This window comes from Aeromonas sp. 95A (assembly GCF_051919235.1).
GTDB classification, from domain to species: Bacteria; Pseudomonadota; Gammaproteobacteria; order Enterobacterales; family Aeromonadaceae; genus Aeromonas; species Aeromonas veronii.
In genome coordinates this window covers 1654454-1674410 of sequence record NZ_JBQBFC010000001.1, presented here as the reverse complement: position 1 = coordinate 1674410, position 19957 = coordinate 1654454, and the positions used below count along the sequence as shown (strand labels likewise).

The window sequence follows — 19957 nt, the reverse complement described above, 5'->3', positions numbered from 1 at the left end:
GAGCTCCATCTATGCATGGGAGAACTGCCAGCATATTACAAACAAGCCTTTGATTTGGTAAAGTCGCCGACTATTCCTTATTTCGTGCCGTGGCGACCAAAAATCGGGCATGAATGGGGATGATGCCTGCATATTACACACAAAGCCGGGTCTGGATTTGGTAAAGTCACCTGCCCGCATCCTCTTTATTTAGCCACTGATACAGGTCGCCATGCGTCTGAAACTGATCAAACTCGCCGGCTTCAAGTCGTTCGTCGAGCCGACCCGCATCGAACTGTCGGCAGACATGACCGCCGTGGTGGGCCCTAACGGTTGTGGCAAATCCAACGTCATCGACGCGGTGCGCTGGGTGCTGGGGGAGAGCTCCGCCCGCCATCTGCGCGGTGAGAACATGACCGATGTCATCTTCAACGGCTCCATCAATCGCAGTGCGCACGGGCGCGCCTCGGTGGAGCTGGTGTTCGACAATCCCCATAACCGGGTGCCCGGCGAGTTCGGCCGCTTTACCGAGATCTCGGTGCGCCGCGAAGTGCTGCGCGATGGCTCCAACCACTATCAGATCAACGGCCAGAAGTGCCGCCGCAAGGATGTGACCGACCTCTTCCTCGGCACCGGTCTTGGCCCCCGCAGCTACGCCATCATTGAGCAGGGCACTGTCAGCCGACTGGTGGAGTCGCGTCCGGCCGATCTCAAGCTCTTTATGGAAGAGGCTGCCGGGGTTTCCCGCTACAAGGAGCGGCGCCGCGAGACCGAGCAGCGCATTCGCCACACTCAGGAGAATCTGGAGCGCCTCGGCGATATTCGCGGCGAGCTGGGTTCGCGCCTTGACCACCTCAAAGCCCAGGCCGAAACGGCCGAGCGCTACAAACAGCTCAAGAGTCGTTCGCGCGCCGCTCGCGCCGAGCTGATTGGCTCCGAGTTGTGGGCGCTGGAGACGCGTCTTGGTGAGGCTAAAACAGAGCTGGCACAGGCCGAGCAGGCGCTGGCGGCGCTCGATGCCAAGCGCACCGCCGATGAGGGGCGCCACGTCACCCTGTCGGTCGCCAGACAAGAGGCGCAAGCCGAGCAGGCGAGCCGTCAGCAACAGATTTTTCTCGGCGGGCAGGCCATCGCCCGTCTCGAACAGCAGCAACTGCACCAGAGTGAACTGGGGCGCGACTGGCAGGTCCGTGCAGAGGCGCTGGGCGAGCGGATTGCCACCCGCAAGGCGCAGCTTGCCAGCCAGCAGGATCAACTGACCGAAGGGGTATTGCGCGCTGAGCAGGAGAGCGCTCGGCTGGAGCAGTGTGAGCAGTTGCTTACCGAGCAGCAGGAGGCTCGCCAGCACGCCAGCGAGCAGCTGGAACAAGCCCGCTTGCGCCAGCAGCAGTGGCAGCAACAGTTGGCCGGGGTGCAGGGGCAGCTCAATCAGACCCGTACCCGGTTGGGTGGTTTGCAGGAGCTGCAAGCCAAGACCCGGCTGGCACGCCTCAAACTGGAAGATGAACGCGCAGGCCCCCTCGGCGCTGAGGCCGATGACCTGCAACCGGCCCTCGATGCCCTGAGTGGTGAGCTGGAGCTGACGCGGGCGGCCAATAGCGAGCTGACCGAGCAGCTGGCGCAGGCGGTCGACGCCCATGAACTACTCAAGCAGCAGCATGGCCAGCAGTTGAGCCTGCAGCGGGAGCTGGAAGCGCGGCTGGCGACTCTGGATCAGATCCTCGGCGAACAGATGGAGGGGGCGACCCTGGCCGACCGGTTGCAGGTTGCCCCCGAGTGGGCACCGGCGCTCGACAAGGTGCTGGGTCGCTGGCTCACCGCAACGCCGGCGGACGAGTGCAATCTGGCGCAAGAGGGGCTCTGGATTGGCCCGGCGCAACCGGCGGTTGCCGGTACGCTGGCGGCGCAACTGGGCGGCGAGCATATTCCCGCCTTCCTCAATGCCATCTGGCTGGTCGAGAGCCGGGAGGTCGCATTGGCCCGCCAGCCAAGCCTTGCGGCCGGTGAGTCGGTACTGACTCCTGCTGGCGACTGGCTGGGGCCAAACTGGGCAGATCTGGGGCAGGGCGCGGCGCTCGGCACCATGGCGCTGCTCGGTGAGCGTGAGCGGTTGCATACCGAGCAGGAGAGGGTTGCCGCAGGGCTGGCACAGCTGAGCGAGCAACTTGTGGCTGCCGATGCCCGGCGTGCCCAGCTTGCCAGTGCGCAGGAGTTGTCGCAGCGAACCTTGCGCGAGCAAGAGCAGAAATGGCAACAACTGCGCGAAGCCTGGAGCCTGCAGCAGGGTCAGCGGCAGGAGCGGTTGCAGCGGCTCGGTCAGCTCGGCGAAGAGCTGGTCCGGCTCGATCAGGAGCAGGCCGAAGAGGCAGAGCGACTGGCCAGCGCCCGTGAACAACTGGAACTCGATGAGGCGCGCCTTGCCGAGTTGCAGGAGCAGGGGGAGCCGCTGACGCAAGGGTTGCAGGTCGCGCAGGAGCAGCTGACCCGCTGCGAGCGGGCGGTCGACGAGGCCCGTGCGCGGCGCGAACAGCAACAAGCGACCTGCCAGCGTCTGCAACTGGAGTTGGGCAATCTGCGCCAACTCATTACCCTGGGTGAAGAGGAGCTGGCGAGGCTCGGGCTGGAGCTGGCCGGGCTGAAAGGGCCGGATAGCGAGGCCGTGCCGGATCTGGCGCCCCTGCTGGCCGAGCAGCGCAATCTGGAGGCGCAGCAGCTCGCCTGCCATCAACGGCTTGCGGAACTGGAGCGCCAGCTCGGTGAGCTGGAGCAGGCCAGAAGTGCCGATCACAAGCAGTTGGTGACTCTGCAAGAGAAGCTGGCAACCCTGCGTCTTGAGCGCGAACGCAACCTCACCCGTCGACAGGGGTTGCACGAGCAGTTCGAAGAGCTGGGTGTTCGACTGGTAGATCTCGATCAGGCGGTGCTGATCGCCGCTGATCGCGGCAAGCTGCGGCAGGAGATCCAGACCCTGGAGGCGCAAGTGGAGGCACTCGGCGCCATCAACCTGGCGGCGCTGGAGGAGTACGAAGAGGCGAAAACCCGGGCAACCTACCTCGAAAATCAGTGCCAGGATCTCGAGCAAGCGCTGGAAACCTTGAGCCAAGCCATTAAAAGAATTGATAAAGAGACACAAATACGGTTCCGGGACACTTTCGATAAGGTCAACGAAGATTTAAAATCCCTGTTTCCAAAAGTGTTCGGTGGGGGCAGTGCCTGGCTTGAGCTTACCTCCGATGATCTTTTGGAGGCCGGAGTGAGCATCATGGCGAGACCTCCGGGTAAGAAGAATGCTACCATTGCCCTGCTTTCCGGGGGGGAGAAGGCGTTAACCGCGCTTGCGCTGGTTTTTGCCATCTTCAGACTCAACCCAGCACCTTTTTGTCTGCTGGATGAGGTGGATGCACCGCTCGATGAAGTGAACGTCGGTCGCTTCTGTTCTCTTGTCAAAGAGATGTCGAGCACAGTACAGTTCGTTTACATCAGTCATAATAAGGTCTCCATGGAGATGGCTGAGCAGCTGGTTGGCGTCACGATGCAAGAGCCCGGGGTTTCTCGCATTGTGTCGGTCGATATCGGTGAAGCCGTCGCTTTGGCTGAGCAAAACTAGAAAGAGAAGCAGCTAATGCAGGAATTGCGTTACATCTTGGTTGCCCTGGGCGGTATTGCTATTGCGGCATTGCTCATTCACGGGTTGTGGAGCAACAAAAAGAATCGTCAGGCACCGATCAAAGAGAAACCGATTGGACGGATGGACTCCAAGTCGCGGGATCGTGATAACGACGCCTTCGACAGCGATGGCATCGGCCAGGTACGTGTGGTCAGTGGTGGCCGTCGTGCCGAGCCCAAGCTGCGCAGTGAAGAGAGCCGCCAGCCGGAACTCGGTCGTCGCCCTGCCGTCCCCGCCTTTGATGATGAAGATGACGAGGACGATCTGCCGCCGCCCGTAGTGCGCAAGCCTGCTGCCCGCCCGGTTCCGCCGCCTCCTGTCTATGAAGAGGAGGAAGCGTTCGACGAACCGCTGCCCGAGGAGATCGACGAGGCGCCCGCCGCGCCGGTGCGCAAACCTGCTCAGGTCAATCGTCGTACCCCGGTCTACCGTTCCCGTCCCCTGCGCGAGCCCATGATGCAGTCGCTGGACGACGAGCCGCTGGTCGAGCCCGCTTACGCGACCGCCCCGACTTTTGGTGCCCGTGCAGAGACAGTCCGTACCGCTGACACCGTTCGTGCCGAACCGGTGCGTGCTCCCGAGCCGGAATATCAGCCGCAGCCCCGTCATGTGGCTCCCGAGCCTGTTTATGAAGAGCCAGCCTATGTGGCGCCTGCACCTGTGGTGGAAGAGCCGCGCATGGCGCCCCAGCCGGTCGAGAAGATCTGGCAGGATGTCTATGTCATCAACCTGATGGGCCGTCCGGGTCACGACTTGCAAGGTGCGACCCTGCTCTCATCCCTGATGGCGCTGGGCTTCAAGTTTGGCGAGATGGATATTTTCCACCGTCACGAAGATCCCAACGGCAAGGGTGAAGTGCTCTTCTCCATGATCAATATGGTCAAGCCGGGTACCTTCAACCCGTACCGGATGGAACAGTTCACTACGCCGGGTGTCTCCCTGTTCATGCAACTGCCGCTGCGCAGCAATGCCGCGTTTGCCTTCGAGGACATGCTGCAGGCTGCCGATCAGCTGGCCAGCGATCTCGATGCCATGCTGACAGATATGGATCGCAGCCCGCTGAGCGACGAGACCATTGCCCGTTACCGTCACGAGCTGGCTGCCTACGAGGCCAGTCGCGACTAATACGCCATGCGGGTCGAGTGAAGAAAAAGTGCGGTACCCTGGTACCGCATTTTTGTTTCTACCCCGGCCGTATGTTCAATCACACTTCGAGACTTTTTCATGAGCGACACCCTCTCCCGCCACCGTCAATTGTGTGAACTGCTTACCGAATACGGTCACCAGTACTATGTGCTGGATAACCCCACAGTGCCGGATGCCGAATACGACCGTCTGATGCGCGAGCTGATCGCGCTGGAGGCCGAGCATCCCGAGCTGAAAACCCCGGCCTCCCCGAGCGTGCGGGTCGGCGGTCAGCCGCTGACCGCCTTCAAACAGGTGCGCCACGAGATCCCCATGCTCAGTCTGGACAACGTCTTTAGCAGCGAAGAGTTGCAGGCGTTCGAACAACGGATGAGCGATCGCCTCAAGCGTGACGTGCGTTTCACCTTCTGCTGCGAGCCCAAGCTCGATGGTCTGGCGGTGAGCCTGCTCTATGTAAATGGTCAGCTGGTGCAGGCGGCCACCCGGGGCGATGGCGCTACCGGTGAGGAGATCACCGAGAACGTGCGTACCATCAAGGCCATTCCGCTCGCATTGCGGGGCTCTGGCTGGCCCGAGCGGCTGGAGGTGCGTGGCGAAGTCTTTATGCCCAAGGCCGGTTTCGAGGCGATGAACGCCAAGGCGCTGGCCGCAGGCGAGAAGGTATTCGTCAACCCGCGCAATGCCGCTGCTGGCAGCCTGCGTCAGCTCGATTCACGCATCACCGCCAGCCGTCCCCTGAGCTTTTACGCTTACGGTGTCGGTGTTGGCGGCGAGCTGCTCGGTGACTCTCACTTTGGTCGCCTCAATCAGCTCAAAGAGTGGGGGCTGCCGCTCAGTCCCGAGGTGAAACTCAAAGAGGGGGCTGACGGTTGTCAGGCGTTCCACGACGACATTCTGGCCCGCCGTGGCGAGCTCCCTTACGAGATCGACGGCGTGGTCTACAAGGTGGATGCTATCGCTCTGCAAGAGGAGCTCGGCTTTGTGGCCCGCGCCCCGCGCTGGGCGACCGCCCACAAGTTCCCGGCGCAGGAGGAGATGACCCTGCTTGAGAACGTCGAGTTTCAGGTTGGCCGTACCGGTGCCGTGACCCCGGTGGCCAAGCTAAAACCTGTGTTTGTCGGCGGCGTGACCGTTTCCAACGCCACTTTGCACAACGCCGACGAGATCGAGCGTCTTGGCGTCATGGTCGGCGATACCGTGATCGTGCGCCGGGCAGGGGACGTGATCCCGCAGATCGTCGCCGTGGTGGAGGCGCAGCGCCCAAGCGACGCCCGCGCGATCCTCTTCCCGACCGAGTGTCCGGTCTGTGGCTCTGCGGTCGAGCGGTTGGAAGGAGAAGCGGTTGCCCGCTGCTCCGGTGGCCTGTTCTGCGAGGCGCAGCGTAAGGAGGCGATCAAGCACTTCGCCGCCCGTCGCGCCATGGATGTGGACGGCCTTGGCGACAAGATTGTCGAGCAGCTGGTAGACAAGGGACTGGTGAAGACTTCCGCCGATCTGTTTAGCCTCAATGCCATCCAGCTGGCCGGTCTTGAGCGGATGGGGCAAAAATCGGCCCTCAATCTGGTAGCCGCCATCGATGCTGCGCGCAGTACCACTTTGCCGCGTTTCCTGTTTGCCCTGGGGATCCGCGAAGTGGGGGAGGCGACTGCGCTCAACCTTGCCAACCACTTCCTCACCTTGGATGCACTGCGCGCAGCCTCGGTGGAGCAGCTGCTCGAAGTGGCCGATGTGGGCGATGTGGTGGCCAAGCATGTCTACTACTTCCTGCGTCAGCCCCACAACGTGGAGGTGTTGGAGGCTCTGCTGGCTGCCGGCATCCACTGGCCGGCTATCGAGAAGAAAGAGGCCGCGGAGCAACCCTTTGCCGGCAAGACCTTCGTGCTGACCGGCACCCTGACCACCTTGTCGCGCAACGACGCCAAGGCGGCATTGCAGGCGCTGGGGGCCAAGGTGGCGGGTTCGGTATCTGCCAAGACCGATGTGCTGGTGGCGGGGGAAGCGGCCGGTTCCAAGCTGACCAAGGCGCAGGAGCTCGGCATTACCATCTGGACCGAAGAGGAGCTGCAACAGGCGTTGCAGGGCTGATAGCCCTCACCAAGCTTGCTAACCGCAGCTCCTGATAAAAGAGAACCCGGCATGGCCGGGTTCTCTTTTTTGTTTGGGTGGTCACTCACGCCAGAGGATCTTGTGGCGCCATTTGTCGGGCACGGTGAGCTGCCAGCGGGCCAGCTCGCTCTTGCTGAAGACATATTCGCCGCGTAAGGCCGCGCGCGGGGAGATGGTACGGGGCAGGGTGCCCGCCAGTATGGTGTTGATGAGGCTGGCTGCCTGTATCCCCTGATCGTGTCCGTCCAGCACCAGCCCGCCGATGGCCATCCCCTTGCCGACGGTAAACTCCCAGAAACAGAAGAGCGGCACCGGCGTGTTGGCGCTGGTCCACTCCAGCACAGTCTTTTCGCTCACATGCTTGCCATTGTCATCGACCAGCGTGTGGTAGAGGCCGAGGAAGATTGCCTGATAGCCGTTCTTCTTGGCGTTGAGCACCGCCTCCTGCCAGAGGCTGTAATCCCCCATCAGCTGGCTGTTGATCCTGGTCTGGCCGACTCGCAGCTCGGTCTGGGTCTTGAATTCATCCTCGATGGCGGTGAGGGCCACATTGCTGGAATCAAACAGCACCAGTGCCTTGTCGAGCCCTCCCATCATCTGGCTTATTTCGCTGATGTTGCGCTTGAGCAGGGGGCGCTCCAGCACGCCGGTGATCTTGGGGTGGCCGACAAAGCCCTTGAGGCGCGGATTCTCGTTCATGCCAAGAAAGACCACTGGAGTGCCCAGCGAGGCTATCTCGTTGGCCAGATAGTTGATGGCGTTGTCATCCCCCAGTACTACCAGATCCGGTTTGTTCTTCAGATAAAAGGCGATGGCTTGCTGGGCGATCTCGTCAAACTTCTCCCGTGGATGGCGTTTGGTATCCATATAGAAGTGGGTGATCTTGTGCTCCCCCTGCAAGCCATCGAGCAGCCCTTTGTTGTAGCTTTGGTCCCACAGGTATTCGGGATGGTAGCTGCTGATCACCAGAATGTTGGCGGCCCAGAGCGGCAGAGAGAGGGTGGATAGCAGTAGCAATAGCAGGGAGGTGCGCATGGGTTGTCCCTTGTCGAGGGGGAGAGAGTTCTTGTTCAGTATGGGCGGTTTTCGTTGGCGCTGTCATCTCGAAACCGGTGCGGCGGGGGGCGATTTTTTTCGGGTTGATGGATCGGACGCCAGCCCGCACCCCGCTTGAGGTTGGACTTGAGTGGGTCTCTTTTGGGTTGGTCGTGAACTGTCCCGCTCGCTGAAAAACCTGTTCTGGATCAAGAAATGAGGCTGCACTTTGGTGCCTAATAGACACCACATATAGGGACGCATTCGTTTTTAATCCCTATATGTTGTGTTATTAAGCTGTGTATAAGCTGTTCCCCTCCTATCTTCAGCCCAGGCTTGTCAAGCCTCGGCTGAATTTATTTGCGTCCAGGATGAGATGCCGGGAGGGGGGCCCAACAAGGGTGAGCCAGAGGCAAATGCCTGGCCTTTTAACGGGGAAAATTCATGAAACCGGTTGTGATCAAACGTGACGGATGTCGCGCACCATTCAATGCCCAGCTGATTGCAGAGGCGGTCAGCCGAGCGGCGGAAGCGGTCAATCAGGCCAATCCGGCACTCGCCTCCCGCATTGCCAATGCGGTGAGTCAGGAGCTGGAAGGGCGTGGTGAAGTTGATATCCACGAGATCCAGAACCGGGTCGAAAACCACCTGATGGCTTCCGACGACAAGGCCATCGCCCGTGCCTATATCGAATATCGTCACGACAGGGATCAGGCCCGCGAGGCGCGCGGCCGTCTGGCGCAGGAGATCCGCGGTCTGGTCGAGCAGACCAACGCCGCCCTGCTCAACGAGAATGCCAACAAAGACTCCAAAGTGATCCCGACCCAGCGCGACCTGCTGGCCGGTATCGTCGCCAAGCACTATGCCACCAGCCACATGCTGCCCCGTGATGTGGTTCAGGCCCACGAGAGCGGTGATCTGCACTTCCACGATCTCGATTACTCACCTTTCTTCCCGATGTTCAACTGCATGTTGATCGATCTGAAAGGGATGCTGACCCACGGCTTCAAGATGGGCAATGCGGAGATCGATACCCCGAAATCCATCAGCACCGCCACGGCCGTGACCGCCCAGATCATCGCCCAGGTGGCGAGCCACATCTATGGCGGCACCACCATCAACCGCATCGACGAGGTGCTGGCACCCTATGTGACCATCAGCTGGCACAAGCATCGGGAGGTGGCCGAGGAGTGGGGGATCCAGGACGTGGATGCCTATGCCATGGCCCGCACCGAGAAGGAGTGCCACGACGCCTTCCAGTCCCTCGAATACGAGGTCAATACCCTGCACACCGCCAACGGTCAGACGCCGTTCGTCACCTTCGGCTTTGGCCTGGGTGACAGCTGGGAATCGCGCCTCATCCAGCGCGCCATCCTTGGCAACCGCATCGCCGGCCTTGGCAAGAACAGGAAGACCGCCGTCTTCCCGAAACTGGTGTTCGCCATCAAGGATGGCCTGAACCACAAGCAGGGCGATCCCAACTACGACATCAAGCAGCTGGCGCTGGAGTGCGCCTCCAAGCGGATGTACCCGGACATCCTCAACCACGACCAGGTGGTCAAGGTGACCGGCTCCTTCAAGACCCCCATGGGGTGCCGCTCCTTCCTCGGTGCCTACGAGGAGAATGGCGAGCTGGTCCACGAAGGGCGCAACAACTTGGGGGTCGTGAGCCTCAACTTGCCGCGCATTGCCCTGAAATCCCGCGATGAAGCGGATTTCTGGGACAAACTGGATGCCGCCCTGCGGGTGGCCAAGACAGCGCTCATGTACCGCATCAAGCGCCTGGACGGGGTCAAGGCCCGGGTCGCTCCCATCCTCTACATGGAGGGGGCCTGCGGGGTGCGCCTCAAGGCGGACGACAACATCAGCGAGATCTTCAAACATGGCCGCGCCTCCATTTCGCTGGGTTACATCGGGGTACACGAGACCATCAACGCCCTCTATGGCACCGACGTCCACCTGTTCGACAGCGAGACCCTGCGCCAGAAGGCCATCGCCATCATCGCGCGGCTCAAGGCGGCCACCGACGAGTGGAAGGAGGAGACCGGCTACGGCTTCAGCCTCTACTCCACCCCGAGCGAGAACCTCTGCACCCGTTTCTGCCGCATCGACGCCAAGGAGTTTGGCGTGGTGGCCGGGGTGACCGACAAGGGCTACTACACCAACAGCTTCCACCTGGACGTGGAGAAGCAGGTGAACCCCTACGACAAGCTGGACTTCGAGGCGCCCTATCCGCCCATCGCCAGCGGCGGCTTCATCTGCTACGGCGAGTACCCCAACATCCAGCACAACCTGGAGGCGCTGGAGAATGTCTGGGACTACAGCTATGACAAGGTGCCCTACTACGGCACCAATACCCCCATCGACGAGTGCTACGACTGTGGTTTCACCGGCGAGTTCGAGTGCACCTCCAAGGGCTTCACCTGCCCGCGCTGCGGCAACCACGACCCGGCCAAGGTGTCGGTGACCCGCCGGGTGTGCGGCTATCTCGGCAGCCCGGATGCGCGCCCCTTCAACGCGGGCAAGCAGGAAGAGGTCAAACGCAGGGTCAAGCATATGTAAGCGAGCAGACCCCACCCCAGCCCTCCCCTTGGCAGGGGAGGGGGCAAAGAAGCTCCTCCCCCTTTCGAAGGGGGAGGTTGGGAGGGGGTTGGCCGTTAACCCAGAGAACTCGAATGCACTACCACCAGTACTACCCGGTCGATGTGATCAACGGCCCCGGCACCCGCGCCACCCTGTTCGTGTCGGGTTGCGAGCACCAGTGTCCCGGCTGCTACAACCAGAGCACCTGGCGGCTCGATGGGGGCAAGCCGTTCGATGAGGCGATGAGCGATCGCATCATTCACGATCTCAAAGACACGCGCATCAAGCGGCGCGGACTGTCGCTCTCCGGCGGCGATCCGCTCCACCCCGCCAACGTGCCGCATGTGCTGGCGCTGGTGAAGCGGGTGCGGGCCGAGTGCCCCGGCAAGGACATCTGGTGCTGGACCGGCTATCTGCTGGCCGATCTCAGCCCGGCCCAGCGGGAGCTGGTGGCCTTGCTGGACGTGCTGGTGGATGGCAGGTTCGAGAAGGCCCTGGCGGATCCCGGTCTGCTCTGGCGCGGCAGCAGCAACCAGATGGTTCACGACCTCAACGCCTGGCGGAAAGGAGGAGAGCGGATCCCCTGTCTGGTTTGCAGTTGAGGCCTTGGGTGTTTATGGTTAGGCCAACCCCAAGCGCTGTTTACACGAGGAATCCCGATGAACAATCTGCTCAAGATCCTGCTGGCCATCTTTCTCCCCCCGGTCTGCGCCTTTATCCAGGTAGGCTTCAGCCTCCACTTCCTCATCAACATAGTGCTGACCCTGCTGGGCGGTCTGCCCGGCATGGTTCATGCCCTCTGGCTGGTGGTAAGCGACAAGCGCGGCTGATGCCTTCGGCTGGTTAGTGAGCTTATTGACGATAAAAGGGCCAACCTCTCGGGGTTGGCCTTTTTGTTCATGTTCATACGAATACTTTTTCGTTAGGATGGGTGACTGACCAAGCGGGCCGCGTTGAGCGTCCCGCAGTCCGGCAACAAGCACCGGCAAAGAACAAGGAGCGTTACATGAATTGGAAAGTCGCAGTATGGTCAGGTCTGGCAGTGACACTGTTGCTGGGGTGCTCATCCCGTCAGGAGGTGGCGCACGAACGCGCTCCGATCGCTATCCCTCTCGAGCAGTTGTCCAGCTACTGGGTTCAGGAGAAGCAGTGGTCATGGCTTGGCAATGACGAGCCCGCCCTGCCAGCCAAACCGGTCAAGGGGTATGTGGAAGTGCGCTATCAAATCGACGCCAGCGGCACGCCGGTCAAGCCGGAAGTGGTGGCGGCCGAGCCCCCCGGCGAGCTGGAGCAGAGCGCGCTGGCGACCCTCTCGCGGATCCGCTACAGCCCGGCAGAGGGCAACCCGGATGCCATTCCGGTCGAGGTAACCAACCGCTTCGAGATCGAGATCAACTGATCCCCCACCACTCTGATGGCAGAGAAAGAGAGACCCCGGCCAGGCCGGGGTCACGTTTATTGCTGTTTGCAGTCGTTGTAGGCGGTCTGCCACTCGCCATCCTGATCCCGAAGCTCGACAAAGCCCTCATCCCCCTTGTTCCACCAAACGGCCTCATGTTCGTCCGTATAGCGGGCGCCGGAGGCCGAAATGGCCTGGGGCAGGGTGTAATCCTTGCCGTCCGGCAGTGACAGCTTGATAAAGTTGAGGCTCTCGTCGGAGAGAGAGAAGTAGCGCACCTGCACCTTCTTGCCCTGCTCGCACTGGTAACTGACCGGTTCGCCACCGGTGACTGAGAGGGTATTGCCCTGATTGCAGCCAGCGAGCAGGCCGAGGGCCAGCGCACCAGCGGCCATCATATGTACCTTATTCATGATTACAGCTCCATTGGTGTCATACGGGCGTGAGCCTAACAGGTTGCCGTTATTGTGCAATCCGCACGGCCATTCGGTGCGTCGCTGGCTGTCCGTCATACCGCGTGAGTATGAGGGGGCGCTATCAGGAAGGCATCGTCAATCAGTAGAGGCCAAGTCTGGTTTCAAACTGGCGGATCAGCGTCTCATAGATGCCGTTGTTTTTGATCTTCTGCAGCCCCTGCTCGAACTGTTTGGCCAGCGCTTCCCCTTGCGGGTGGTGGCGGGAGAAGGCGAGCCAGAAGCCATCAGTGGAGAGCTTGCCAACCTTGACCACCTTGCCGGTCAGCTGTTTTTGCTGGATCTTGAGGTAGCCTGGCATGCCGTTCATCAGGATGTAGTCGACCCGGCCGCGCACCAGCATCTCGAGGATCTGGGCATCGGATTTGGCCTGAAAGCGGGTGATCCTGGGGTTCTCCATAAAATCGGTGGGGTAGGTGTAGCCGAGGGTGATGCCCACCCGCTTGCCCTCCAGCGAGGTGAGCTTGAGATCCCGTTGCGGGTCGCTGGCAAGGGCGAAGATGGCAAGATCCTCTTCGAACATGGGGGTATCGTGCCAATGGTACTGGTAGCGGTTCTCTTCGGTGATGGTGGCGTTGAAGCACCCCGCAAGTTTGCCGCTTTTCGCATCGTGCATGCAGCGGGCGAAGGGGAGGGTGCGAAAGACAATCTCGATCCCTTCGGCGGCGAACACCGCCTTGACCAGCTCAGGCGCCAGTCCGTGGGGCTGGTCATCCTCATTGTCTTTGTCGCGCTCGCAGTAGGGGGCCCAGTCATCTTCGGCACCAATGACAAGCGAGGTGGCCCCGAGCGGGCTGGTAGCCAACAGCATCAGACAAACCAGCCATTTTTTTAACAACGGAACCATAAGTGTGCACCTCATCGACAGCAGCCTTACAAGCATAGCCACACTTCTGCGCTGACTTGTAGTGGCAGGAGTATTGGTGAGGGAAGTCAACGAGCGAGAGAAAAAACGCCCCGGCAGGCGACGGGGCGAAAGAGAGCTCATCCATGGGCTGACAACAGTGCTTACAACAGGAAATCAATAACCGAAGCGGGTCGCCTCGAAGCGGTTGAGCAACCGGTGGACGAGGTAGCAGGCCAGCAGGGTGACCACGATGGCAAACAGTATGCTGCTCACCCGGTAGAGGGCGCTGAACACCAGATCGTTGCCCGGAGTGAGGTACTGGCCAAACAGGATGCCGAGGGTAGTGAGGGCGCCAAAGCCGACCCCGGAGCCGCCTGCCTCCTTGACGTGGGCATGGCTGAACAGCATGGCGCCGAGCCACAGTAACGGGGCGACAAGCAGCAGTTGCCCTGACCAGTCATAGAGCAGCAGCTGGCCGAGCAGGCCGAAGGTGACCCCCAGCAAGGTGCCCATCGCCCGTTTGCGGGCATAACTGAGGGCGCCGTTCCAGTGCATGGGGAACAGCACCAGCAGGGTCGTGGCCTGGGCAGACATGGAGTCGCGCAGGTCAAACACCTGAAATACCAGAAACGACAGGGTGGCCACTGTGGCCCCCAGCAGGGCTTCATGGCGCATCCGGTGCGGCGCCTTGGGGGCCGAGGCTGGCTTGGGTCTGGTCTCCACATCCGGGATCAGCATGGTCATCAGGTAAGCGATCAGCACCGACAGCACGCTCGCCCAGATATTGTTGAGGATCAGGTCGTTGAGGTCGGTCTGCGGATAGCTGGCAAAGTGCAGCATGATGCTGAGGCTCAGCACCCCGTTGGCCCCGAACAGAAACAGGCTGCCCCGCGACATGGCGGCGAAACGGTAGAGAAACAGCAGAAAGGCGATAGGGGTCATCAGCGCCGGATGGCTGCCAAACAGCCCCCCCAGCAGCCCGACCTCCACACCACAGACCACCGCCGCCGCGATCAGCTGGCGTGCGGCATGGCCATTCATCACCGGCACCATCCCCAGCAGCAGCACCGGTGTGACCGTATAGAAGACCCCGTAATTCCAGCCAAACAGCTTGCAGAGCAAAAAGCCCGTGGTGCAGCCAAAGGCGATGCGCAGGCACTGGCGCAGCTCGTTGCCGGTGAGGGGCCGATACCAGAGGTGGGTGGCAGCAACACTGGCGGGGTGTGCTGCGGCGGTATTGGCCGACGGGTGAGTGGCGTGGTTAGTAGACATAATGGAGCAGGCTGAGCAGATGGATCTGGCCCCGTGCCAGCATGGCGGTCAGGGCATTGTCCGGCAGCAGTTGTACCGTGGCCCGAGCCCCGGCTGGCAGATGATCGGGGAGCTGCTCCAGCTCGAGGTGCAGCCGCATCCGCTGGGCATCCCGCACCCAACGATCCGATTCGACCGGCGCTGCCAGCCGACCGTTGGCATCAAACTGACCGGCACTCACCCCGGCATCCAGACTGCTCACCCGGGCAGAATAGATCTGACCCGGCTCGCCATCGAAGGCGACCAGTGCGCGGGTTTGCTCGCCGACATGGCGCAGGCTCTTCTCCCGAAAATCGGCAATGACGTCCACCTGTTCCGACACCAGCGCCAGCAGCGGGCTGCCCGCGCTGGCGATACTGCCCGGCTTGAGCTGCAGGTTGGTGATGGTGCCATCCTGATCCGCGTGGACCCGGCTGTAAGAGAGGGCCAGCTGCGCTTGCGCCAGCTTGTTGCGGGCCTGGCGCAGCAACAGATTGTCCTCACCGGTCACGCCACGACTGGCCTTGATCTGGGCCAGTTTGGCCTGACTGGCGCGCAGGTTGGCCTGGGCGCTGCGCAGGGCGCTGTCAGCCTCATCTTTTTGTTGCAGCGAAACCATGTGACGTTGGTAGAGCGCATCGATCCGCTCAGCCTCGCGCCACTTCTGGCTGGCCAGGGTCTCCTTGGCGTTGATCTCGGCAACGGCGGCGGTCAGGGCTGCATCCAGTTCACTGTTCTGCTGCTCTGCCTGCGCCAGCGCAAGGCGGGCCTGCTCCACTGCCAGTTCAAAAGGGGCTGGATCCAGCCTGAACAGCAGCTCTCCTTTCTTGACCTGCTGGTTGTTGTGAACGGCGACCTCGACCACCTTGCCGCTCACTTGCGGGGCCAGCTTGGTGACCACCCGGGTCGCCATCGCCTGAGGGGTGAGGGGCATCAGCAGGTCGGCTATCAGAAAATAGGCAAACAAGGTGGCAAAGCCCGCCATGGACCATTTGATCCAGCGGGTAAATTGTTGATCCGGGGTCATCTTATTCTCTCTCTGTGTCGGTCTCGGGAGGGCTTGTATCGCCTCCGGCTTGTCGGTCGTGGTGTTGTTCAATTTTGCTGAGGGCGTTGGCCGAGATCCGCTGCACCGTGGCTTCAAACAGTTGCAGGGTCTGCTCGTCGATGCCCCCCAGCAGCTCCCGGCGGATATTCATGATGCGGTCGGCGATCTGATCGAGTAGGGTCTGGCCAGCCGGGGTCACGCAGACGATGCGGGCCCGCTTGTCCTGACTGCAGCAGTGGCGCTCAATCAGTCCCTGCTCTTCCAGCTGGCCCAAGGTGCGCATCAGGGATGGGAGCTCTATCTCGAGGGCTTCGGCCAGGGTCTTCTGGCTGACATGGTTCCCCATGCGGGAGAGTTTCCACAGCGCGGTCCAGCGGGGATGGGTGAGGCCAAGGGGAGCCAGCTCCAGATCGGCGGCAGTACGCCATAGCCGGTGCATCCGCGCTATCTGCTCGGCGAGCGACAGCTCGCGCAACCTTTCCAGATCCGTCATCTTCTCATCCTCAATGTACTTAGCATGCTAACTATCATACTTGTTTAGCAGGCTAAGTAAATAGTGTGATGCTGATCATGTTTCTGGTCGGATCTTTCGTTGGTGAGGGCGAGCAGCATTCGAGCCCCTGATATTATTCTCGGGGCTGATCCACTCGAGGCTCTCTTGCCGATTCGGATATTGCGCCGTGAATAGAGGATATCCGGCGATTATTTTCATGAAATTTTCAGCTTCAGTGAGCAGCTCTTTTTTTATCCGCTAATATTGATGGGGTTATAAAACAAGGGGGAAACGGGTTGTGGATGGATATGACAGTGGATGTGTGTATCTGGCAATTGAAGTGCTGTTGAGTGATGGGGAATATGGTGCAGAGTCACACCATGGCGTGAATCGGGAAGGCGCAATCAGAAGTACCGATATCAGTCATGATTTTGACCCCGCCAATATTCCATTGCTGTTGGCAGAATAGACCTGACCGTGTGTGATCCTTGTGAGTTCAAGCCAGTGCTCTGGTATTCGCTGGCTTGACTCATCACTATTTCAACCTCCCCTTTTTGCATCTTTCTCCTCACCCTTTTTCATCGTGGGTGCTTCCTGCACGCCGACTCAAACCCTGATGTGGCATGCCGTGGCACTCGCGTCATGGTGATGACATTGCCCGCTGATTATCACTCACAGAAGCTGTGACGATAAATGGTCGCAGAGCTTGTCATCTGGCTCTGTTATTTTCACGAAGAGGGGAGATCATCGCATCGTTATTACTGCTGATCATCCAAATATCCGCCATTATGGTCGCTCGTTTTATCACCCTATTTCCTGACTTGGTCGGGGATCGGATGTCTGGTGTTCTATTGTGCTGCGCACGTTGGCGGCACCATGATGTTTAAGTTTTTAATGTTTTTATATGGCTTTGCAGTCTGGCTAACCGACAGGGGAGAGGGGGATCAATAAAGTAGCGGCCACAATCACACGCAGAGTACATAACAATGAAAAACCTCTCCCCCCTACAAACCACACAAGAAAAGGCCGCCTTTATGGGCGGCCAACAAATTGCCGGTATGCCGCTCTTTATATTTCTGGGGTTGGCGACCTGTGTTCTCTTTTCTGGCTGGAATGGCTCGCTGCCGCTGGGCATGGTCGGTGCGCTGGCGCTGATGTTTGTGCTGGGCACCCTGCTGACCGAACTGGGCGAGCGGATCATGCCGATCCGCGAATACCTGGGGGGCGGCACCATCCTCGCCATCTTCGGCGGCGCCGCCCTGTTCGAATATCAGCTGCTGCCGGTGCAGGCGGGGCAGGTCATCACCAACTTCATGAAGGAGGGGGGCTTTCTCAACTTCTTTATCGCCAGTCTGGTGACCGGTTCGGTGTTCGGTATGAGCGGCGCTTTGCTGAAAAATGCCGCCATGCGCTACCTGCCGGTCATTCTTGGCGGCGTCGCACTAGCACTGCTGAGCGTGGGGCTGGTCGGCTCCCTGATGGGGTATGGCTTTAAGAATGCGGTGCTGCTGATCGGCCTGCCCATCATGGGCGGCGGCATGGGGGCTGGCGCGGTGCCGTTGGTAGAGATCCTCTCCGGCCCGATGCAGATGTCCAGTGCGGATCTCTTGTCGCGCATGGTACCGGCGGTGGTGATCGCCAACACCCTGGCGATTCTGGTGGGCTCCCTGCTGGCGCGGCTCGGTCGCCGTTATCCCTCCCTGACCGGCAACGGCAAGCTGATGGTCAAAGAGAATAGCCAGAGCATTACTGACGAGCAGGCCGAAGCGCCGACCCTGCAGAGTCTGGGTATGGGGCTTTTTATCAGCTCCAGCATGTTTGTGCTGGGCTCCCTGCTTGGCAACTTTATCCCCATGCACCCCTTCGCCCTGATGATTTTGGCGGTCGCCTTTATCAAGGTGAGCGGCCTGCTGCCGCGCCGTTATGAGCAGGCGGCGGCCGACTGGTATCAGTTTGTGGTGAGCAACCTCACTCCCTCCCTGCTGGTGGGGATCGGTGTCGCCTACACCAGTATTCCGGAGCTCATCAGTGCCTTCTCCATCAGCTACTTCGTGCTGGTCATGGTCACCGTGATCGGTGGAGCCCTTGGCGCGGCACTGGTGGGGCGGATGATCGGCTTCTATCCCATCGAGGCGGCCATCACCGGCGGGCTCTGCATGGCCAACATGGGCGGCACCGGCGACGTAGCCGTGCTCTCGGCGGCCCAGCGGATGAAGCTGATGCCCTTTGCCCAGATATCCTCCCGTCTTGGCGGCGCCGTGATGCTGATCCTGGCTACTGCTCTTATCTCCCTGCTCGCCTGATACCGGATTGAGGAACAAACAAAATGAACGACATCATGATGGGCACCAGCCTGCCCTATGCAGAACGCAAGCGTCAGGGCGTGCGGGGGCGTATGCCCCACAAGGAGGAGTCCCTCTCCCAGCAGCGGCGCCGGATCTACCGATTGGTCAGCGCCATGCAGAGTCCGTTTGACCAGCATCTGCTGCTGCGCCAGTTGCAGGAGGACAACCCGGTGCTCTTCTACGATCTGGTACGCCACCACCTGCCGGAGCTGCTGCCGATCATCTACACCCCGGTGGTGGGAGAGGCGTGCCAGCGCCACAGCGATCTCTATCTGCGCAGCCACGGTCTCTATCTCTCCTGGCACGACCGGGATGATCTTGACGACATCCTCGAGTCGGTAGAGCAGGAGGTGGACGTGATCGTCATCTCCGACGGTGAGCGGGTGCTGGGGCTTGGCGATCTCGGTATCGGCGGCATGGGGATCTGTATCGGCAAGCTGGCGCTCTACTCCGCCGCTGGCGGCATTAACCCGGCGCGCACCCTGCCGCTCTGTGTCGATGTGGGCACCAACAACCCCGAGCTGCTGGAGGATGACTCCTACCTCGGCTGGCAATCCCCGCGCATCGACGGCGAGAGCTACTACCACTTCATGGACAAGGTGGTGGCCGCCATTCGCAAGCGCTGGCCGCAGGTGGTACTGCAGTTTGAAGATTTTGCCGGCAAGCACGCCGCCAACCTGCTGGCCCGCTATCGGGACGAGCTCTGCATGTTCAACGACGACATTCAGGGCACGGCGGCAGTCGCCTCTGCCTGCGTGCTGGCCGGGTTGCAACAAGCGGGTACCACCCTCAATGATGCCCCGATGTTGATCGTCGGGGCGGGCTCTGCCGGTTGCGGCATCGCCGCCATGCTGGCCCAGCTGGCGGGGAGTCACGACGGCGTCTGGCTGTTTGATCAGGACGGGGTGGTCTGCGCCGATCGTCCCAACTTGACTCGCGCCCAACAGCCGTTTGCCCGCGCCGTTGAGGAGGGGAGTTGTTCGCTGCTGGAGACCATCCGTCAGGTGCGCCCGGCGGTGCTGATCGGGGTGAGCGGTCAGGGCGGCCTCTTTACTGGCGAGGTGTTGCAGGCGATGGGGGATGTGTGTGCGCAGCCGGTGATCCTGCCACTCTCCAACCCGACCCGCAGCGCCGAGGCTACCCCCGAGCAGGTGTGGGCTGCCACAGATGGCCGAGCTTTGCTGGCCACCGGCAGCCCCTTTGCGCCGGTGACGTTGGCGGGGGAGCGGCGGGTGGTTTCCCAGTGCAACAACGTCTATGTCTTTCCGGGGATTGGTCTCGGGGCCTGCGCCGTCAAGGCGCGCCGCATCAGCGATGGCATGTTGCTGGCCGCGGTGCGGGCGGTCGGTGCCTATCCGCTGGTGGCGGGTCGTCTGCTGCCCCCGATTGAACAGGTGGGAGAGGTGGCCCGCGCAGTCGCCAGAGCGGTGGCGCTCTGTGCCCGCGAGGAAGGATTGGCCGATTTTGTCGGCGATCCGGCTCCTTTGATTGACCAGACCTGGTGGCATCCGCACTATTGGGCTGCGTCCTGACGTTTTAAGGTATG

Annotated in this window: 16 protein-coding genes; 10 read left to right on the top strand and 6 right to left on the bottom strand. The window is 61.1% G+C overall.

Annotated features, from left to right (window positions below; all coding sequences use genetic code 11):
* Positions 1 to 211: 211 nt before the first annotated feature.
* The 3 genes from ACTG2U_RS07350 to ligA all read left to right on the top strand — a co-directional run bounded on the left by ACTG2U_RS07350 (position 212) and on the right by ligA (position 6877).
* Entirely contained in the window at positions 212 to 3586 is a 3375-nt protein-coding gene (locus tag ACTG2U_RS07350) for an AAA family ATPase (RefSeq protein WP_439974293.1), read from the top strand.
* 15 nt (positions 3587 to 3601) lie between these two features.
* Positions 3602 to 4771: a cell division protein ZipA gene (zipA, locus tag ACTG2U_RS07345; RefSeq protein WP_236272511.1), complete on the top strand. Its 1170-nt coding sequence runs from the start codon at positions 3602 to 3604 to the stop codon at positions 4769 to 4771.
* Between the two features lie 99 nt (positions 4772 to 4870).
* Complete coding sequence (gene ligA, locus ACTG2U_RS07340; protein ID WP_279485943.1) at positions 4871 to 6877, top strand: NAD-dependent DNA ligase LigA; 2007 nt, start codon at positions 4871 to 4873, stop codon at positions 6875 to 6877.
* Between the two features lie 81 nt (positions 6878 to 6958).
* Here the strand turns inward: ligA and ACTG2U_RS07335 are convergent, their stop codons facing one another.
* A complete protein-coding gene (locus tag ACTG2U_RS07335; RefSeq protein ID WP_021229152.1) occupies positions 6959 to 7933 on the bottom strand; it encodes an ABC transporter substrate-binding protein in 975 nt (324 codons plus the stop codon).
* 444 nt (positions 7934 to 8377) lie between these two features.
* Here ACTG2U_RS07335 and nrdD point away from each other — a divergent pair, with 444 nt between their 5' ends.
* The 4 genes from nrdD (at position 8378) to ACTG2U_RS07315 (ending at position 11915) form a co-directional block, all read left to right on the top strand.
* On the top strand, positions 8378 to 10495 hold the full coding sequence (gene nrdD / locus ACTG2U_RS07330; protein WP_439974292.1) for an anaerobic ribonucleoside-triphosphate reductase: 2118 nt from the start codon (positions 8378 to 8380) through the stop codon (positions 10493 to 10495).
* Positions 10496 to 10608: 113 nt separating this feature from the next.
* Positions 10609 to 11118 (top strand): anaerobic ribonucleoside-triphosphate reductase-activating protein, encoded by a 510-nt coding sequence (gene nrdG / locus ACTG2U_RS07325; RefSeq protein WP_425858562.1) that lies wholly within the window; start codon positions 10609 to 10611, stop codon positions 11116 to 11118.
* Positions 11119 to 11175: 57 nt separating this feature from the next.
* Positions 11176 to 11346, top strand: a complete 171-nt coding sequence (locus ACTG2U_RS07320; protein ID WP_005343870.1) for a YqaE/Pmp3 family membrane protein — start codon at positions 11176 to 11178, stop codon at positions 11344 to 11346.
* Positions 11347 to 11522: 176 nt separating this feature from the next.
* On the top strand, positions 11523 to 11915 hold the full coding sequence (locus tag ACTG2U_RS07315) for a TonB family protein (protein ID WP_005349872.1): 393 nt from the start codon (positions 11523 to 11525) through the stop codon (positions 11913 to 11915).
* A gap of 56 nt (positions 11916 to 11971) precedes the next feature.
* Here ACTG2U_RS07315 and ACTG2U_RS07310 read toward each other — a convergent pair whose 3' ends face one another.
* The 5 genes from ACTG2U_RS07310 to ACTG2U_RS07290 all read right to left on the bottom strand — a co-directional run bounded on the left by ACTG2U_RS07310 (position 11972) and on the right by ACTG2U_RS07290 (position 16066).
* A complete protein-coding gene (locus tag ACTG2U_RS07310; RefSeq protein WP_005338437.1) occupies positions 11972 to 12328 on the bottom strand; it encodes an MliC family protein in 357 nt (118 codons plus the stop codon).
* Positions 12329 to 12470: 142 nt separating this feature from the next.
* A complete protein-coding gene (locus ACTG2U_RS07305) occupies positions 12471 to 13235 on the bottom strand; it encodes a substrate-binding periplasmic protein (RefSeq protein WP_416033847.1) in 765 nt (254 codons plus the stop codon).
* 174 nt (positions 13236 to 13409) lie between these two features.
* Positions 13410 to 14507 carry a DUF2955 domain-containing protein gene (locus ACTG2U_RS07300; protein WP_439974291.1) on the bottom strand — a complete coding sequence of 366 codons (1098 nt, stop codon included), beginning with the start codon at positions 14505 to 14507 and terminating at the stop codon, positions 13410 to 13412.
* On the bottom strand, positions 14497 to 15552 hold the full coding sequence (locus tag ACTG2U_RS07295) for an HlyD family secretion protein (RefSeq protein WP_439974290.1): 1056 nt from the start codon (positions 15550 to 15552) through the stop codon (positions 14497 to 14499). Before ACTG2U_RS07295 ends, ACTG2U_RS07300 begins: the two co-directional genes overlap by 11 nt.
* Before the next feature lies 1 nt (position 15553).
* Positions 15554 to 16066, bottom strand: a complete 513-nt coding sequence (locus ACTG2U_RS07290) for a MarR family transcriptional regulator (protein WP_005349886.1) — start codon at positions 16064 to 16066, stop codon at positions 15554 to 15556.
* Between the two features lie 298 nt (positions 16067 to 16364).
* On the opposite strand from ACTG2U_RS07290, the gene ACTG2U_RS07285 reads away from it, so the two are divergent.
* The 3 genes from ACTG2U_RS07285 to ACTG2U_RS07275 all read left to right on the top strand — a co-directional run bounded on the left by ACTG2U_RS07285 (position 16365) and on the right by ACTG2U_RS07275 (position 19943).
* The gene (locus ACTG2U_RS07285; protein WP_085942059.1) at positions 16365 to 16535 is read left to right on the top strand and encodes a hypothetical protein; all 171 of its coding nucleotides are present in this window, start codon (positions 16365 to 16367) and stop codon (positions 16533 to 16535) included.
* A gap of 517 nt (positions 16536 to 17052) precedes the next feature.
* Entirely contained in the window at positions 17053 to 18369 is a 1317-nt protein-coding gene (locus ACTG2U_RS07280) for a 2-hydroxycarboxylate transporter family protein (protein ID WP_429012536.1), read from the top strand.
* A gap of 23 nt (positions 18370 to 18392) precedes the next feature.
* Complete coding sequence (locus ACTG2U_RS07275; protein WP_429012538.1) at positions 18393 to 19943, top strand: NAD-dependent malic enzyme; 1551 nt, start codon at positions 18393 to 18395, stop codon at positions 19941 to 19943.
* The last annotated feature ends 14 nt before the right edge of the window (positions 19944 to 19957 follow it).

What these genes read in the sequence shown, in the direction of transcription:
- ACTG2U_RS07350 (WP_439974293.1), top strand. Translation starts at nt 212, where the DNA reads ATGCGTCTGAAACTGATCAAACTCGCCGGCTTCAAGTCGTTCGTCGAG.
- zipA (WP_236272511.1), top strand. Translation starts at nt 3,602, where the DNA reads ATGCAGGAATTGCGTTACATCTTGGTTGCCCTGGGCGGTATTGCTATT.
- ligA (WP_279485943.1), top strand. Translation starts at nt 4,871, where the DNA reads ATGAGCGACACCCTCTCCCGCCACCGTCAATTGTGTGAACTGCTTACC.
- ACTG2U_RS07335 (WP_021229152.1), bottom strand. Translation starts at nt 7,933, where the DNA reads ATGCGCACCTCCCTGCTATTGCTACTGCTATCCACCCTCTCTCTGCCG.
- nrdD (WP_439974292.1), top strand. Translation starts at nt 8,378, where the DNA reads ATGAAACCGGTTGTGATCAAACGTGACGGATGTCGCGCACCATTCAAT.
- nrdG (WP_425858562.1), top strand. Translation starts at nt 10,609, where the DNA reads ATGCACTACCACCAGTACTACCCGGTCGATGTGATCAACGGCCCCGGC.
- ACTG2U_RS07320 (WP_005343870.1), top strand. Translation starts at nt 11,176, where the DNA reads ATGAACAATCTGCTCAAGATCCTGCTGGCCATCTTTCTCCCCCCGGTC.
- ACTG2U_RS07315 (WP_005349872.1), top strand. Translation starts at nt 11,523, where the DNA reads ATGAATTGGAAAGTCGCAGTATGGTCAGGTCTGGCAGTGACACTGTTG.
- ACTG2U_RS07310 (WP_005338437.1), bottom strand. Translation starts at nt 12,328, where the DNA reads ATGAATAAGGTACATATGATGGCCGCTGGTGCGCTGGCCCTCGGCCTG.
- ACTG2U_RS07305 (WP_416033847.1), bottom strand. Translation starts at nt 13,235, where the DNA reads ATGGTTCCGTTGTTAAAAAAATGGCTGGTTTGTCTGATGCTGTTGGCT.
- ACTG2U_RS07300 (WP_439974291.1), bottom strand. Translation starts at nt 14,507, where the DNA reads ATGTCTACTAACCACGCCACTCACCCGTCGGCCAATACCGCCGCAGCA.
- ACTG2U_RS07295 (WP_439974290.1), bottom strand. Translation starts at nt 15,552, where the DNA reads ATGACCCCGGATCAACAATTTACCCGCTGGATCAAATGGTCCATGGCG.
- ACTG2U_RS07290 (WP_005349886.1), bottom strand. Translation starts at nt 16,066, where the DNA reads ATGACGGATCTGGAAAGGTTGCGCGAGCTGTCGCTCGCCGAGCAGATA.
- ACTG2U_RS07280 (WP_429012536.1), top strand. Translation starts at nt 17,053, where the DNA reads ATGAAAAACCTCTCCCCCCTACAAACCACACAAGAAAAGGCCGCCTTT.
- ACTG2U_RS07275 (WP_429012538.1), top strand. Translation starts at nt 18,393, where the DNA reads ATGAACGACATCATGATGGGCACCAGCCTGCCCTATGCAGAACGCAAG.